14 protein-coding genes are annotated in these 15,660 nt (G+C 53.3%); 11 read left to right on the top strand and 3 right to left on the bottom strand.

Annotated elements, in window-relative coordinates:
• Window positions 1–2: 2 nt before the first annotated feature.
• Together speB and speA are read right to left on the bottom strand one after the other, a co-directional pair.
• Entirely contained in the window at window positions 3–923 is a 921-nt protein-coding gene (gene speB, locus PAGR_RS04480; RefSeq protein WP_013027079.1) for an agmatinase, read from the bottom strand.
• 159 nt (window positions 924–1,082) lie between these two features.
• Window positions 1,083–3,062, bottom strand: a complete 1,980-nt coding sequence (gene speA, locus PAGR_RS04475; RefSeq protein ID WP_014594507.1) for a biosynthetic arginine decarboxylase — start codon at window positions 3,060–3,062, stop codon at window positions 1,083–1,085.
• A gap of 804 nt (window positions 3,063–3,866) precedes the next feature.
• Between speA and metK the strand changes: the two genes are divergently transcribed.
• From metK to ruvX, 9 genes are all read left to right on the top strand, one after another.
• Window positions 3,867–5,018, top strand: coding sequence for a methionine adenosyltransferase (gene metK / locus PAGR_RS04470; protein ID WP_013027081.1), 1,152 nt, complete (start codon window positions 3,867–3,869; stop codon window positions 5,016–5,018).
• 438 nt (window positions 5,019–5,456) lie between these two features.
• Window positions 5,457–6,848: a sugar porter family MFS transporter gene (locus PAGR_RS04465; protein ID WP_014594508.1), complete on the top strand. Its 1,392-nt coding sequence runs from the start codon at window positions 5,457–5,459 to the stop codon at window positions 6,846–6,848.
• 245 nt (window positions 6,849–7,093) lie between these two features.
• Entirely contained in the window at window positions 7,094–9,028 is a 1,935-nt protein-coding gene (locus tag PAGR_RS04460; RefSeq protein WP_014605117.1) for a methyl-accepting chemotaxis protein, read from the top strand.
• A gap of 105 nt (window positions 9,029–9,133) precedes the next feature.
• Entirely contained in the window at window positions 9,134–9,646 is a 513-nt protein-coding gene (locus PAGR_RS04455) for a SprT family zinc-dependent metalloprotease (protein WP_042677525.1), read from the top strand.
• 75 nt (window positions 9,647–9,721) lie between these two features.
• Complete coding sequence (gene endA / locus PAGR_RS04450; RefSeq protein ID WP_014594511.1) at window positions 9,722–10,429, top strand: deoxyribonuclease I; 708 nt, start codon at window positions 9,722–9,724, stop codon at window positions 10,427–10,429.
• Between the two features lie 73 nt (window positions 10,430–10,502).
• Window positions 10,503–11,234 (top strand): 16S rRNA (uracil(1498)-N(3))-methyltransferase, encoded by a 732-nt coding sequence (gene rsmE, locus PAGR_RS04445; protein WP_014605115.1) that lies wholly within the window; start codon window positions 10,503–10,505, stop codon window positions 11,232–11,234.
• 115 nt (window positions 11,235–11,349) lie between these two features.
• Window positions 11,350–12,294 carry a glutathione synthase gene (gene gshB, locus PAGR_RS04440; protein WP_014605114.1) on the top strand — a complete coding sequence of 315 codons (945 nt, stop codon included), beginning with the start codon at window positions 11,350–11,352 and terminating at the stop codon, window positions 12,292–12,294.
• 85 nt (window positions 12,295–12,379) lie between these two features.
• On the top strand, window positions 12,380–12,943 hold the full coding sequence (locus PAGR_RS04435; protein WP_019104764.1) for a YqgE/AlgH family protein: 564 nt from the start codon (window positions 12,380–12,382) through the stop codon (window positions 12,941–12,943).
• The gene (ruvX, locus tag PAGR_RS04430; RefSeq protein WP_013027089.1) at window positions 12,943–13,359 is read left to right on the top strand and encodes a Holliday junction resolvase RuvX; all 417 of its coding nucleotides are present in this window, start codon (window positions 12,943–12,945) and stop codon (window positions 13,357–13,359) included. Before PAGR_RS04435 ends, ruvX begins: the two co-directional genes overlap by 1 nt.
• Here ruvX and PAGR_RS04425 read toward each other — a convergent pair.
• Entirely contained in the window at window positions 13,356–14,351 is a 996-nt protein-coding gene (locus tag PAGR_RS04425) for a type IV pilus twitching motility protein PilT (protein ID WP_014605113.1), read from the bottom strand. The genes ruvX and PAGR_RS04425 overlap by 4 nt on opposite strands.
• Before the next feature lie 15 nt (window positions 14,352–14,366).
• Between PAGR_RS04425 and PAGR_RS04420 the strand changes: the two genes are divergently transcribed.
• Both PAGR_RS04420 and PAGR_RS04415 read left to right on the top strand, forming a co-directional pair.
• Window positions 14,367–15,074: a YggS family pyridoxal phosphate-dependent enzyme gene (locus PAGR_RS04420; protein ID WP_014605112.1), complete on the top strand. Its 708-nt coding sequence runs from the start codon at window positions 14,367–14,369 to the stop codon at window positions 15,072–15,074.
• Between the two features lie 12 nt (window positions 15,075–15,086).
• A complete protein-coding gene (locus PAGR_RS04415) occupies window positions 15,087–15,641 on the top strand; it encodes a YggT family protein (protein ID WP_014605111.1) in 555 nt (184 codons plus the stop codon).
• Window positions 15,642–15,660 lie beyond the last annotated feature (19 nt).

Raw genomic sequence — 15,660 nt, 5'->3', positions numbered from 1 at the left:
CATCAGCCTTTATTCGCTGCCTGAACGTGCAACATGTCCAGCGCCAGCGTAGCGGCGGCAAGTGCCGTTAGATCGGCGTGATCGTAACCCGGCGCGACTTCCACCAGATCCATCCCCACGATATTCATGCCCTGTAAACCACGAATCAGTTTAGTGGCTTTATCTGTGGTTAAACCGCCAATGACCGGCGTACCGGTGCCCGGCGCATGCGCAGGATCCAGACAGTCGATATCAAATGTCAGATAAACTGGCAGGTCGCCGACGGTGCGCTTAATTTCCGCCAGAAGATCGTCCACGCTGCGGTCGTTAACCTGAGCAGCATCCAGCACGTTAAAGCCCAGGCTTTTGTCGAATTCGGTACGAATACCGATTTGCACCGAGTGCTGAGGATCGATGAGCCCCTCTTTCGGTGCGGTAAAGAACATGGTGCCATGGTCAAACGTTGGACCATTGGAGTAGGTATCGGTATGGGCGTCAAAGTGTACCAGCGCCATTTTACCAAAGTGCTTCGCATGCGCGCGCAGCAGGGGAAGCGTGACGTAGTGATCGCCACCAAAGGTCATCATGCGTTTGCCGTTCGCCAGCAGTTTCTCTGCGTGGGCCTGCAGCTTGTCAGACAGATCCTGTGAATCACCAAAGGCGTAAACCAGATCGCCGCAGTCCACCACGTTCAGGCGCTGACGCAGGTCAAACTCCCACGGCCAGCGGCAGCCTTCCCAGGCGAGATTGGTCGAAATCTGGCGGATAGCGCCTGGGCCAAGACGGCTGCCTGGACGGCCTGAGGTCGCGGCGTCAAAGGGCACCCCGGTGATCACCCACTCTGCGTCGCTGTCGTAAGGCTGGAAATTAACCGGAAAACGCATAAAACCAAAGGCATTAGAAACCAGTGAATTGTCGTACTGATTGCCGAGGGTATTGTACATAAGTCGTCCTCTGTCTGTGCATGAGGCGGGCCTGGAGCGCGCACCATGAAGGTTGAGATAAAAAAAATCCCCTCCGCGTCGTTAGGCCCGACGAGGAAGGGATGGGTTGCTGCCGATTATCAACAATGTCCCGACCCGCTGCAAGCGCTTCGCGGGGCTTTATTCGTCTTCTAAATAGGTGTAGCCATACAGACCGCTTTCGAACTCCTGCAGGAACTGCTCACGCAGTTCGTCATCCAGTTCAGAAGTCTGAATCTGCTTACGGAACAGCGTCATCAGTTCGTTCGGATCGAGCTGAACATACTGCAGCATGTCGGCCACGGTATCGCCCTCATCCGACAGTTGAACCTCCACCTCGCCATTCTGGAAGGCAAACACGTCAACCGCTTCGGTGTCACCAAACAGGTTATGCATGTTACCCAGGATTTCCTGATAGGCGCCGACCATAAAGAAGCCAAGCATCGGTGGGTTGTCCACGTCGTACTCCGGCATCGGCATGGTTGTGGCAATACCGTCACCATCAACATAGTGATCGATGGTACCGTCAGAGTCACAGGTGATGTCCAGCAGCACGGCACGACGTTCCGGTTTTTTATTCAGGCCTTCCAGCGGCAGCACAGGGAACAGCTGATCGATGCCCCATGCATCCGGCATGGACTGGAACAGCGAGAAGTTAACGTAGATCTTGTCCGCCATGCGCTCCTGCAACTCGTCGATGATCGGACGGTGCGCGCGGTTGCTGGGATCAAGATGCTGCTGAATGTAGTGACAGATGCTCAGATAAAGCTGTTCTGCCCAGGCGCGCTGTTTCAGGCTGTAGGTACCGGATGAGTAGCCTGTATGGATATCAAACAGGTCCATCTGGCTGTCGTGCAGCCATTCACGCAGCGAACGACGCGTGTCCGGCTCGTGCATCTCCTGCCAGGTTTCCCACATGCTCAGGATAGGACGCGGGGCATCCTCAATCTCTGGCGCTTCTGGCTTACTGAATTCGTTACGCTCAACGCCGATGATGTTAGATACCAGCACCGTGTGGTGAGCCGTGACTGCGCGGCCGGATTCGGTAATCACCGTTGGGTGCTCAAGTCCATGCTCGTCACAGGCTGCGCCAATTCCCCAGATCACGTTATTGGCATATTCATTCAGTCCGTAATTGACCGAACAGTCGGACTGTGAACGGGTACCTTCATAGTCAACGCCCAGGCCGCCGCCAACGTCAAAGCACTTAATGTTGACACCGAGTTTTGCCAGTTCCACATAGAAGCGCGCAGACTCACGCACCCCGGTCGCGATATCGCGAATGTTAGACATCTGCGATCCCAAATGGAAATGCAGCAGCTGCAGGCTGTCGATCCGGCCCGCTTCACGCATGATTTCAACCAGCTTGAGCACCTGCGTTGCTGACAGGCCAAATTTAGATTTTTCGCCGCCGCTCGACTGCCACTTACCAGAACCCTGTGAAGCGAGACGTGCACGAATGCCCAGACGCGGCACCACATTCAGGCGCTCGGCTTCTTCCAGCACCATGCGCACTTCGGTCATCTTCTCCAGAACCAGATAAACCTTGTGCCCTATCTTCTCGCCAATCAGCGCCAGACGAATATATTCACGATCTTTGTAACCATTACATACAATAACCGAACGGGTCTGACCGGCATGGGCCAGTACCGCCATCAGTTCGGCTTTTGAACCGGCTTCCAGACCCAGCGGTTCGCCAGAATTGACCAGGGATTCGATGACGCGCTTATGCTGGTTCACCTTGATGGGATACACCAGGAAGTAATCACCGGTATAACCGTAAGACTCACGTGCGCGTTTAAAAGCAGCGTTTATTGAGCGCAGGCGATGCTGAAGAATCTGAGGGAAACAGAACAGCGCGGGCAGACGTTGGCCCTGGGCCTCGCGTTCCTTAACCAGCTTAGCCAGATCGACACGCACATCCGGACGATCCGGATCGGGGCAGACGCTAATATGACCCAGTTCATTGACGTCATAGTAGTTATTGCCCCACCAGGCAATGTTGTAGGTCCGCAGCATCAGGCTGGCGTCCTGATCGTTCATCGCCACCTCCTGCATTGAGCGGAGTGCACCTTGTTCGCCAGCTGACGAACCCTTGATATTCTTCATGCCGTCAGACATCGCGAACCTCAATTTTCCGTTGAAAGATAATAATGTAAACCGACTTGAAGGTCGGGAGTCTGGAAATTCGTTGCCACATATTACGTCATGCTCTGTCTGCGTTGCGAACCTGCACGATGCATCACTGTAGTGTTAAGTGTAAAACACTCAGCCACGTCAGGTACAAAAGGGCCGCGAATAATTCACGACGCTCACCGCCTGGACGATATAAACCGCTATCGCGTCAGAGGTTAACCAGCGCTTGTGTCGGGATAATTACCGAAACTAATAAAATGTCGGCAGAAGAGAAATAAGGACGGGAAACAGGATAACGCCAGCGCCGTGCCAGCACGCGAAAAGGCCGGGAGAGAGAAGATAAGGCTCATTACTCGTATCACCTCCGCACATGTCCTGGACATGTGGAAAACCACCAGGGTGAAAGCCAGACAGCTGTCTGACGGGCGCGACGCGGTAAGCGCGTCATCCTTTTTTTCTGCTGAGAACGCAGCGGCGTTTTATACATTTTGCGCCTAAAAAAAGCAAAGAGATTATTTGCTTAATGCACGCGCTGTCAGCAGGATTTTCCACTGCTGCGCGTAAAGTTAACAGTGCAACATCAAAAAGGGCTGGTAATTCGCTCACCGCGTAACCTAAAATAGACGTCCAGATGGTTTTCCATCTAAACAGGTTAATATCCAGGCGGAGTTGGCCTGCGTGCTGACACTACCTGACTGCTCACGGCTTTGCCTTAAGGGGCGTTAAGTCAGCTAATACTCACTTGCGCTATGCAGTCGAATTCAAACCATTGGTAAGGTAAAGAACATAATGGCTAAACATCTTTTTACATCCGAGTCCGTATCCGAAGGACATCCTGATAAAATCGCCGACCAGATTTCTGATGCTGTGCTTGATGCGATCCTGGAACAGGATCCCAAAGCGCGCGTGGCCTGCGAAACGTACGTTAAAACCGGTATGGTTCTGGTTGGCGGTGAGATCACCACCAGCGCCTGGGTTGATATTGAAGAAATCACTCGTAATACCGTACGTGAAATCGGCTATGTTCATTCCGATATGGGCTTTGATGCCAACTCCTGCGCAGTATTAAGCGCTATTGGCAAACAGTCTCAGGATATCAACCAGGGCGTTGACCGTAGCGATCCACTGGAACAGGGTGCGGGCGATCAGGGTTTGATGTTTGGCTATGCGACAAACGAAACCGATGTTCTGATGCCAGCCCCGGTGACCTATGCGCACCGTCTGGTTCAGCGCCAGGCCGAAGTGCGTAAGAACGGCACGCTGCCATGGCTGCGTCCGGATGCCAAAAGCCAGGTGACCTTCCAGTACGACGACGGCAAAATCGTCGGTATTGATGCGGTCGTTCTGTCAACTCAGCACAGTGAAGCGATCTCACAAAAAGATCTGCAGGAAGCGGTGATGGAAGAAATCATCAAGCCCGTCCTGCCTGCCGAGTGGCTGAGCGCATCCACCAAATATCACATCAACCCAACGGGCCGTTTTGTTATTGGTGGCCCAATGGGTGACTGTGGCCTGACCGGTCGCAAAATCATTGTTGATACCTACGGCGGTATGGCACGTCACGGCGGTGGCGCCTTCTCAGGCAAAGACCCGTCAAAAGTTGACCGTTCAGCCGCCTATGCCGCCCGCTATGTTGCAAAAAACATCGTGGCAGCGGGTCTGGCCGATCGTTGTGAGATCCAGGTTTCCTACGCCATCGGTGTTGCCGAGCCGACCTCCATCATGGTCGAGACCTTTGGCACTGAGAAAGTGTCTACTGAACAGCTGACCTTACTGGTGCGCGAGTTCTTCGATCTGCGTCCTTACGGCCTGATTCAGATGCTGGATCTGCTGCATCCGATCTATAAAGAAACCGCTGCCTATGGCCACTTTGGTCGCGAACATTTCCCTTGGGAAAAAACTGACAAAGCAGAACAGTTGCGTGAGGCTGCGGGCCTGTAAGCCTGAAAACGTCTCAAAAAGCCCTGCCTCGCGGCGGGGCTTTTTTTTTCTTTTTATTCCTTTCGGGCCTTCAGTTTCCCCCACCTGCACATTTTTTTAACTCAGCTACACTTTCTCTCAGCCTGTGCTCAGCTAATGTGTTAACGCTTACAATTTGAAACGCTTTAGATATCGGCTATTTAGGAATTTATCGCCGTAGTTATTCTTCCTAAAATGCGTTATTTTCAGCGTCATCTGATAGGCGTTAAACAGGGCATTGTCAGAAACTTCGAGGGTGCTATACCTCACTGGTTACTTGACCTTTCTGGGTTATAAATGCTGGATTTCAGGGTTTCAGCAAGTGTAAGCGATTACATCAATGTGATCGGGCTCACTTTTTGCCCAGATAAGGTTTTTTAACATCGATAACAACAATGATGGATAATTTTGGAGGCAACCATGCCTGGCAATTCACATAAAAGCAGAACCTCAAATAAGGCAATGACCTTATTTGTCTGCTTTCTGGCAGCCCTTGCAGGCCTGCTGTTTGGGTTGGATATCGGCGTTATCGCCGGTGCACTGCCCTTTATCGCGAAGGACTTTAACGTTACGGCACACCAACAGGAGTGGATTGTCAGCTCAATGATGTTCGGGGCGGCCATCGGTGCTATCGGCAGCGGCTGGATGTCATCGCGTCTGGGGCGTAAAAAAAGCCTGATGGCTGGTGCGATCCTGTTTGTTATTGGCTCACTGTGGTCAGCCATGGCACCTAACCCAGAAATGCTGATCAGCGCACGCGTGCTGTTAGGCCTGGCGGTCGGTATAGCCTCTTACACTGCGCCGCTCTATCTTTCTGAGATTGCGCCTGAAAAAATCCGCGGCAGTATGATCTCGCTTTATCAGTTGATGATTACCATCGGTATTCTGGGTGCGTACCTTTCCGATACCGCGTTCAGCTTCACAGGTAACTGGCGCTGGATGCTGGGCGTGATCACCATTCCTGCCCTGCTGCTGCTGATCGGCGTGTTCTTTCTGCCAAACAGCCCACGCTGGCTGGCGGCGAAAGGAAACTTCCGTGATGCGCAACGCGTACTGGATCGCCTGCGTGATACCAGTGAGCAGGCGAAGCGCGAGCTGGATGAGATCCGTGAAAGCCTGAAGATCAAACAGTCAGGCTGGGGATTATTTACCAGTAGCAGCCACTTCCGTCGTGCGGTGTACCTAGGCATTCTGCTGCAGGTGATGCAACAGTTTACCGGCATGAACGTCATCATGTATTACGCACCGAAAATTTTTGAGATTGCGGGTTTTGCGAATACCACCCAGCAGATGTGGGGAACGGTGATTGTCGGCCTGGTTAACGTACTGGCAACCTTTATTGCTATCGGTCTGGTGGATCGCTGGGGCCGTAAGCCTACCTTGATTCTGGGCTTCCTGGTGATGGCAGCCGGTATGGGCGTTCTTGGCACCATGCTGCATATGGGCATTCATTCACAAGGTGCGCAGTACTTTGCCATTGGCATGCTGCTGATGTTTATCGTGGGCTTTGCCATGTCAGCCGGTCCGCTGATCTGGGTTCTGTGTTCTGAAATTCAGCCTCTGAAAGGACGCGATTTCGGTATCACTGTTTCAACCACGACTAACTGGATCGCCAACATGATTGTCGGCGCAACCTTCCTGACCATGCTGAATACGCTGGGCAATGCGCCGACCTTCTGGGTCTACGGCCTGCTCAACGTCTTCTTCATCGTCCTGACGGTGATGTTGATTCCCGAAACCAAAAACGTTTCGCTGGAGCACATTGAACGTAATCTGATGGCAGGTAAAAAGCTGCGCGATATCGGTCAGTAAGCCCTCCTCAATATGTCCCCTAGAGCCAGTCAAGGTAAGCTGACTGGCTTTTTTCTTGCCGCTTTACCCACAACTGACAACGAAAAATATCCTACCGTTTCAACGCCCAGACCTTGCCGTTACTGGCTTGCACCTCCCCGCTTCGCTTTTCTTTCATTAAAGTCGAAAAAATATACGCCGATAAATTACCTGACGTTTTCATTATAAAAAGCTTTTTTCAGACTTCGCGTTGACCAGGAAATAGCATGAACAATACCAGCCCTAAAAAGACGATGAGCACCCGTGCTCAGATGCTGCTGGCAGGCGGAATGACGATCGTCGTGGGGTTTACTGCGACCATCGGATTACTCAGTTGGCAGTCCTCGAAAGAACAAAAATCTCTTGCCGCTAACTACCTGCAGCAAATTGCTGCTAGTCACGCCGGGCAAATTCAGCAGGAACTGACGCATGCATTGGATGCCGCTCAAAACCTGGGGCAAAGCCTTGCTGCCCTGCCTGCAGCAGGGATAAATGATCGCAAAGTTGCCGACAAGCTGATGGAATATGCATTGAATAAAAACCCTGACTTTGTGTCGATGACCGTAGTGTTTGAACCCGATGCCTTTGATGGCCGTGACAGTGCCTTTGTCGGGCCGCAGGGAACGCCACCGGGTGGTCGCTATGCCTGGTATGTTGACCGGGACAAAGACGGGCGCTACAAAATGAATCCGGCACTGGACTTTCTGCAGCCGGGGGCCGGTAATTACTATTTACTGCCGAAAGAAACGCAAAAGGACACCCTGATTGAGCCTTACAGCTTCGCTTATGATGGCGCAAAACCAGAGTGGTTAACCTCGGTGGCTACCCCTGTTATGGTCAATGACAAACTGAAGCTGGTTGTCAGTTCCGATATCCTGCTTTCCGCCATCCAGAAAAAAGTAAACCAGATCAAACCCTGGCACGAAACCGGCTACGCGCTGCTGCTTTCGAACAGCGGCAACGTGATTTCCTCCCCCAATGCAGGTGAAGCCGGCAAAAAATGGCATGGAAACAGCAACAGCTACCGTACGGCAGTGACAGAACAGTACGATCCCGTACTGAAAGAAAATGCCATGTACACCTGGTACCCGATAAGCGTGGGCAACAACACGAAACCCTGGTATGTAGGGATTGTGGCACCCGTCAGCCAGGTAATGGCGGCGGCTGACAAGCAGCTTTACTGGGCTATTGCGCTGATGATTGTCAGTATCCTTTCCGTGGGGGCCGTGCTGGGTCTGTTATTCAACCGTAAAGTGATGCGTCATCTTGGCGGTGAACCCGAAGAGGCGGCGCGCATTGCGCTGGCCGTTGCTGAAGGTCAGTTAAACAATGGCATTCAGGTTGCGCCAGGCGACAGCAGCAGCCTGTTTTATGCCCTCAACACCATGCAGACACAGTTGCAGAGCATTGTGGGACAAATCAAAGACGCCAGCACCTCGGTCCAGCAGGGAGCGGGCGAAATTGCCGGTGCAAACCTCAACCTCGCCTCACGCACCGAGGAACAGGCTGCTGCACTGGAAGAAACTGCCGCGAGCATGGAGCAGATTAGTGCAGCTATCCGCATGAACGCGGATAATGCACAGCAGGCAACGAGCCTGACTGAAAATGCCACGCGCATCGCCAGCCGGGGGGAAACCCTGGTCGATCAGGTGGTCACTACCATGGCGCAGATTGATGAAAGTTCAAAGAAAATCGGTGATATCACCACGCTGATTAACAGCATCGCGTTTCAGACCAACATTCTGGCACTTAATGCTGCTGTTGAAGCTGCACGCGCAGGCGAACAGGGGCGCGGCTTTGCGGTCGTAGCCGCCGAAGTCCGGAATCTCGCGCAGCGGACAACCAGCGCCGTGAAAGATATTTCCGCCCTGATTGAGGAATCAGTTGTTCGGGTTGAAAATGGCGTTGTGCTGGTCAACGATGCAGGCAAAACCATGCATGAGATGACAAATGCCGTTTCATCAGTGCAGCGCATCATTGGTGAAATCGTTGCTGCATCCGATGAGCAAGCCCGCGGTATTGCGCAGGTGACCATCGCGGTCAATGAAATGGATGGCACGACCCAGCAAAACGCTGCGCTGGTTCAGCAGATGTCAGCGGCGTCCAGCTCACTTGAGGATCAGGCGCAGCAACTGGCTCAGACAATAAGGCAGTTCCATTAAAATAATGTCATGTCTGCCCGTCGGGTTCGGCGGGTACGACTTTTTTGCAGGACCGATATTGCTGTTGAGTTGAGTTCCACGCCGCTGCCGCTTATGCTGAGCGCCATGAAAACATCCCGTCTTCCCATTGCCCTACAACAAGCCGTTATGCGCGCCCTGCGTAGTGGGCTCGAACGGGCAAATGAAAAGCTCGAACAACATTATCCCGAACCCAGGCTGGTTTATCAGCAGCGCGGCACGGCTGCCGGAACGGCCTGGCTGGAAAAATGGGAAATCCGCCTGAATCCTGTCCTGCTGATGGAAAATCAGCAGGCCTTTATTGATGAGGTCGTTCCCCATGAGCTGGCCCATTTGCTGGTGTGGAAAACCTTCGGCCGCGTTGCACCGCATGGCAAAGAGTGGAAATGGATGATGGAGACTGTGCTGGGCGTGCCGGCGCGGCGCACCCATCAGTTTGAGGTCGAGTCGGTGCGCAGCCGCACCTTTGCTTATCGCTGCCAGTGTCAACAGCACCAGCTTACCGTGAGGCGCCATAATCGTGTCGTTCGCGGCGAAAGCGAGTACCGCTGCGTTCACTGCGGTAGCCTATTGAAAGCCGAGGTTTTTCCCCTTTCCTGAGCGGATTCTCATTCCGCCTGAGCAGGCATTCTGTTACCCTGCCGCCCTTTTAAGGACCAGGGGTAAAACTGGAACATGTCTCGCAAATTTCTCATCACGACTGCACTGTTACTCGCGTCTTTTAACAGCCAGGCCCTAAACCTCAACAACTATCATCAAAATAATTTTCAACAGGCAAAAGCCTACGCCGCAGAGATTAATGACGATGCGCCCGGCAGCTTTTACTGTGGCTGTAAAATTACCTGGCACGGCAAAAAGGGGGAGCCTGATCTGAACAGCTGTGGCTACCAGCCGCGCAAAAATGCCCACCGCGCCGCACGTATCGAGTGGGAACACGTGATGCCCGCCTGGGAGTTCGGCCATCAACGTCAGTGCTGGCAGAACGGCGGCCGCAAAAATTGCAGCAAAGATGCCGACTATCGCCGTATCGAAACCGACCTGCATAATCTGCAGCCGGCAATCGGTGAAGTGAATGGCGATCGCGGTAACTATGCCTACAGTCAGTGGAACGGTACGGATAAACAGTACGGTCAGTGCAGCATGCAGATTGATTTTAAAAACAAGCAGGCGCAGCCGCCCGAACGGGCCCGTGGCGCGATCGCCCGGACTTACTTCTATATGCGCGACCAGTATCATCTGCGTCTGTCACGTCAGCAAACGCAGTTATTTACAGCCTGGAACAAGCTCTATCCGGTCAGCAAATGGGAATGCGAGCGCGACCAGCGCATCGCTCGCGTACAGGGGAATCATAATCCTTATGTGCTTGAGGCTTGCACGCGTTAAAATCCCTGCCCTAAACTAACTGTTTCACAGCCCCGCCGCGTCAACCTCGCGGCGTTTAGCTCTCAGGGACATTATGCGCATACCTCGCATTTATCACTCACAGCCTGTTCATGTTGGCAGTGAAATCACGCTTGATGAAGACGCGTCCGGTCATGTTGGTCGCGTGCTGCGTATGACCAGCGGACAGCATTTAGAACTCTTTGATGGCAGTAATCTGACTTTCGCTGCAGAAATCACGCATGTTGATAAAAAACGTGTAAAAGTATCCATCACGGCAAGTCAGGAAGACGATCGCGAGTCGCCCCTCCATCTGCATCTCGGTCAGGTCATGTCTCGCGGCGAAAAAATGGAATTTACCATCCAGAAATCAATCGAACTGGGCGTTAATGTTATTACGCCGCTGTTTTCTGAACGCTGTGGTGTCAAACTGGATGCCGAACGCCTGGCAAAAAAAATTCAGCAGTGGCAAAAGATTGCTGTTGCCGCCTGCGAGCAGTGTGGTCGTAACCGGGTACCCGAAATCCGTCCGGCCATGGCACTGGAAGCCTGGTGCAGTGAAGCGGAAAGTGGGTTAAAACTGAACCTGCACCCGCGCGCCAGCCATAGCATCAACACATTGCCTCAGCCGGTTGAGCGCGTTCGCCTGCTGATTGGTCCGGAAGGCGGGCTTTCAGCTGACGAAATTGCCATGACGGCGCAGCACGGTTTTACCGATATTCTGCTTGGCCCACGGGTTTTACGTACCGAAACAACGGCCCTGACTGCCATTACGGCACTTCAGGTGAGGTTTGGTGACCTGGGTTAAGCGATACTTTTAGCTCCACTGGGACGCCTGTAATCAACATCGCGTTCTGACTGCTCAGCCCCTTTTTGCCCGAACGAAACGAGACGGTAACCGCCGCCTCCTTCAGGAGATAATAATGATCAAGCTTGGCATCGTGATGGACCCAATCTCATCCATCAACATTAAAAAAGACTCCAGCTTTGCAATGCTGCTGGAAGCACAGCGCCGGGGTTACGAAATCCACTACATGGAGATGAACGATCTCTCCCTGCGCGGTGGTGTGGCTTACGCCCGCACTCGCCTGCTTAGCGTGGAACAGAATGCCGAAAGTTGGTATCAGTTTGGCAGTGAGCAGCAGATTAAACTGGCCGATCTCAACGTCGTATTGATGCGTAAAGACCCGCCGTTTGACACCGAGTTTATCTACTGTACCTACATCCTGGAACGGGCTGAAGAGCAGGGCACGCTGATCGTCAACAAGCCGCAAAGCCTGCGCGACTGTAACGAAAAACTGTATACCGCCTGGTTTGCTGAATTCACGCCGGACACCCTGGTCACGCGTTCTAAGCAACAGCTGCGGGCGTTCTGGCAAGAGCATGGCGACGTCATCATGAAACCGCTGGACGGCATGGGCGGCGCCTCTATTTTCCGTGTGAAGCAGGACGATCCGAATTTCGGCGTTATCGCTGAAACCCTGACTGAACATGAAAGCCGTTACTGCATGGCGCAAAACTACCTGCCGGCTATCAAAGACGGTGATAAGCGCGTGCTGGTGGTGGATGGCGAACCGGTTCCTTATTGTCTGGCGCGTATTCCCCAAGGGGGAGAAACCCGTGGAAACCTGGCGGCTGGCGGACGCGGTGAAGCGCGCCCGCTGAGCGAAAGTGACTGGGAAATCGCCCGCCGCGTCGGTCCAACACTGAAGGCCAAAGGCCTGATTTTTGTGGGCCTCGACATTATTGGTGATAGACTGACTGAAGTTAACGTGACCAGCCCAACATGCATTCGTGAAATTGAGGCCGCCTTCCCTGTCTCCATCACCAGTATGCTGATGGACGCCATTGAGAAGCGCCTGAGCTGAGCATAACGCTGGGGCCATGCTCCGTGATCAACCCAACACCGGTGCAGCAATCACGCACCGGTTATCTTTGGTAAAGCATGTGAGAATGAATTTACAGCATCACTTTTTAATTGCCATGCCATCGTTGCAAGATCCCTTTTTTAAACGTTCTGTCGTCTACGTTTGTGAGCATAACGAAGAAGGGGCAATGGGGCTGATTATCAATAAGCCGATGGAAAACCTGACGGTTGAAGGCATTCTGAAAAAGCTCAAGATCGCCGAAGATAACCGCGATCCGGCTATCAATCTTGATAAGCCGGTGTTCAGCGGTGGTCCGCTGGCGGAAGATCGGGGCTTTATCCTGCACTCGGCACAGCGCACCTTTACTTCCAGCATTCGGGTTTCAGACAACACCGTGATTACCACCTCACGTGACGTGCTGGAAGCGATCGGTACAGCCTCACAGCCCGATCATGTGCTGGTCGCGCTGGGTTATTGTGCCTGGGAAAAAGACCAGCTTGAAAATGAGCTGATGGAGAACGCCTGGCTGACCACACCGGCTAACAGTAATATTTTGTTCCAGACGCCCATCGCCGAGCGCTGGCGTGAAGCCGCGCGCAGTATGGGCATTGATATTCACAACATGGCCAGCGATGCAGGTCACGCCTGATGAATACACAAACGTTGTTAGGTTTTGACTTCGGCACCAAAAGCATCGGCGTTGCGGTTGGTCAGCAGCTGACGGGCAGCGCCCGTCCGTTAAGCGCGATTAAGGCGCAGGACGGGACGCCAGACTGGCTGCAAATTGAAAAGCTGCTTAAAGAGTGGCAGCCCGACTTTGTTGTGGTGGGTTTGCCACTGAACATGGACGGCACCGAGCAACCTTTAACAGCCCGCGCCCGTAAGTTTGCGAATCGCCTGCATGGCCGTTTTGGTATTCGCGTTGAGCTACAGGATGAGCGCCTCAGCACCGTTGAAGCGCGCGCCGGTTTGTTTGAACGGGGTGGCTATCGTGCCCTGAATAAAGGTTCAGTCGATTCCCAGTCAGCGGCGATTATCCTGCAGGACTGGTTTGAAACCCATTAATGAATCACCCCTTCGGCCTGACGGGCTAAGCGACTCTGCTCAAAGGTTTGCATTCCGGCCTGCGCGCCGGTTTGCAAAATAGCGGGAATCTGATGCATTTTGCCTTCCCGAATCAGATTGACCACCGCGCTGGTGGCAATCAGCACCTCAAACAGCCCCACGCGTGTCTCATCTGTGGCTGAAACCAGCTGCTGCGCAATAACGGCTTTCAGACTGCCCGCCAGTTGGGTGCGTATCAGCGCCTTTTCATCTGCAGGGAACACATCCACCAGCCGATCCACCGCCTGGACTGCGCCGCGCGTATGCAACGTCGCCAGCACCAGATGTCCGGTTTCTGCCGCGGTTAATGCCTGGCGAATGGTATCGCTGTCGCGTAACTCTCCCAGCATAATCACATCGGGATCTTCACGTAAGGCCGCTTTCAGGCCCAGACTAAACGAGCGGCAATGCAGCCCCACTTCGCGCTGTTGAATCAGGGACTGCTGGCTGTGATGAATAAACTCAATCGGATCTTCCAGCGTGAGAATATGACGGGCCTGCTGCCGGTTGATGGCATCGACCATGGCGGCGAGCGTGGTGGATTTACCGCTACCGGTCGCGCCGGTAATCAAAATCAGCCCGTCCTGTTTGTTCAGCAAGGTGGGCACAACCTGCGGAAGGCGTAAATCCGCAAGCGAAGGACAGCGGCTGGCAATAATACGCAGCGCCAGAGACAGCCCGTTGCGCTGCATAAACAGGTTCGCGCGCAGGCGCTGCCCGTTAACCAGTGTTAAGGCGAAATCCAACTGCCCTTCTCGCTTCAGCACCTGCTGCTGTTCGCTGTCCAGCCATGACGAGGTAAATCGCGCCATCCAGTCGGATGGCAGGATGGGCTGGCCGGGCAGCGTTTCAAGCCCGCCCTGACGGCGCCAGTACGGCGAATGTCCGTTACAAAGGTGCAGATCGGCGGCGTTATGCTTTACACTAAGCTCCACTAATTCATCCAAATCCATTTTGATCTCCAGACTATGACTTCAATCCAGCACAACTTACAGCAAGTCCGTCAGCGAATCGCTGCTGCTGCAACCCGTTGCGGCCGGTCGCCAGAAGAAATTACGCTACTTGCAGTGAGCAAAACAAAGCCTTCGAGCGCGGTCGAAGAAGCCGCAGCGGCGGGACAGATCGATTTTGGTGAGAATTACGTTCAGGAAGGGGTTGAAAAGATTCAGTCACTGACCTCACATCCTGCCTTGACCTGGCACTTCATTGGCCCGCTGCAGTCCAATAAAAGCCGCCTGGTCGCTGAACACTTTGCCTGGTGTCATACGGTCGATCGTCAGAAGATCGCACAGCGTCTTAACGATCAGCGGCCTGAACATCTGCCGCCGCTCAATGTCTTAATCCAGGTAAATATCAGTGATGAAAACAGCAAATCTGGCATCATGCTGGAGGCGGTTGCCGGACTGGCTCAGGACATCCTGACAATGCCGCGTTTGCGTTTGCGCGGGCTGATGGCGATTCCGGCACCCGAAGAAGATTATCAGCGACAGCTGGCGGTATGCCAGCAAATGGCTGATGCTTTTGACCAGCTTAAACAGCAGTATAGCGACGTTGATACGCTTTCCCTTGGGATGAGCGATGACATGGAGGCGGCAATTGCCGCTGGCAGTACGATGGTGCGCATTGGCACCGCCATTTTTGGCGCGCGAGATTACACACAACCTTCACAACAATAATTGAGGAACTTCATGTTAACAATGACGTTTTTAGTAAAAACGCTAATCGATCTCTACGTCATGGTGCTGCTGCTGCGCATCTGGATGCAGTGGTCACGTTGTGATTTTTATAACCCGCTTGCGCAGTTTGTCGTGAAGATTACTCAGCCGATTGTAAAACCCCTGCGTCGTATCCTTCCGGCTCTGGGTCCGATTGATACGGCCTCCCTGCTGTTGGCCTTTGTGCTGACAACGCTTAAATATCCTCTTCTGCTGCTGATTCAGGTCGGCGTATTCTCTGTCGATCCCACGAATTTGCTGGTTGGCCTGCTGTCGCTGTTTAAATCTGCGGGTTATCTGGTGTTCTGGGTCATTATCATTCGCTCCCTGATGAGCTGGATCAGTCAGGGCCGCGGCCCGATGGACTATGTGCTGATTCAGTTGACCGAGCCGTTAATGGCGCCGATTCGTCGTATTCTTCCTGCCATGGGCGGCATTGACTTCTCAGCCATGATCGTGATTCTGGTGCTGTATGCCCTGAATTTCCTTGGCATGGATCTGTTCCCGGGTCTCTGGTATTTGCTGTAAATGAATCAAACTGGAACTG

The sequence above is a fragment of the Pantoea ananatis PA13 genome, from assembly GCF_000233595.1.
In the GTDB taxonomy this organism is placed as follows: domain Bacteria; phylum Pseudomonadota; class Gammaproteobacteria; order Enterobacterales; family Enterobacteriaceae; genus Pantoea; species Pantoea ananatis.
This window is presented reverse-complemented; position numbering and strand designations above follow the sequence as displayed.

What these genes read in the sequence shown, in the direction of transcription:
- speA (WP_014594507.1), bottom strand. Translation starts at nt 3,062, where the DNA reads ATGTCTGACGGCATGAAGAATATCAAGGGTTCGTCAGCTGGCGAACAA.
- rsmE (WP_014605115.1), top strand. Translation starts at nt 10,503, where the DNA reads ATGCGCATACCTCGCATTTATCACTCACAGCCTGTTCATGTTGGCAGT.
- PAGR_RS04415 (WP_014605111.1), top strand. Translation starts at nt 15,087, where the DNA reads ATGTTAACAATGACGTTTTTAGTAAAAACGCTAATCGATCTCTACGTC.
- speB (WP_013027079.1), bottom strand. Translation starts at nt 923, where the DNA reads ATGTACAATACCCTCGGCAATCAGTACGACAATTCACTGGTTTCTAAT.
- PAGR_RS04455 (WP_042677525.1), top strand. Translation starts at nt 9,134, where the DNA reads ATGAAAACATCCCGTCTTCCCATTGCCCTACAACAAGCCGTTATGCGC.
- PAGR_RS04425 (WP_014605113.1), bottom strand. Translation starts at nt 14,351, where the DNA reads ATGGATTTGGATGAATTAGTGGAGCTTAGTGTAAAGCATAACGCCGCC.
- endA (WP_014594511.1), top strand. Translation starts at nt 9,722, where the DNA reads ATGTCTCGCAAATTTCTCATCACGACTGCACTGTTACTCGCGTCTTTT.
- PAGR_RS04465 (WP_014594508.1), top strand. Translation starts at nt 5,457, where the DNA reads ATGCCTGGCAATTCACATAAAAGCAGAACCTCAAATAAGGCAATGACC.
- ruvX (WP_013027089.1), top strand. Translation starts at nt 12,943, where the DNA reads ATGAATACACAAACGTTGTTAGGTTTTGACTTCGGCACCAAAAGCATC.
- PAGR_RS04420 (WP_014605112.1), top strand. Translation starts at nt 14,367, where the DNA reads ATGACTTCAATCCAGCACAACTTACAGCAAGTCCGTCAGCGAATCGCT.
- PAGR_RS04435 (WP_019104764.1), top strand. Translation starts at nt 12,380, where the DNA reads ATGAATTTACAGCATCACTTTTTAATTGCCATGCCATCGTTGCAAGAT.
- gshB (WP_014605114.1), top strand. Translation starts at nt 11,350, where the DNA reads ATGATCAAGCTTGGCATCGTGATGGACCCAATCTCATCCATCAACATT.
- PAGR_RS04460 (WP_014605117.1), top strand. Translation starts at nt 7,094, where the DNA reads ATGAACAATACCAGCCCTAAAAAGACGATGAGCACCCGTGCTCAGATG.
- metK (WP_013027081.1), top strand. Translation starts at nt 3,867, where the DNA reads ATGGCTAAACATCTTTTTACATCCGAGTCCGTATCCGAAGGACATCCT.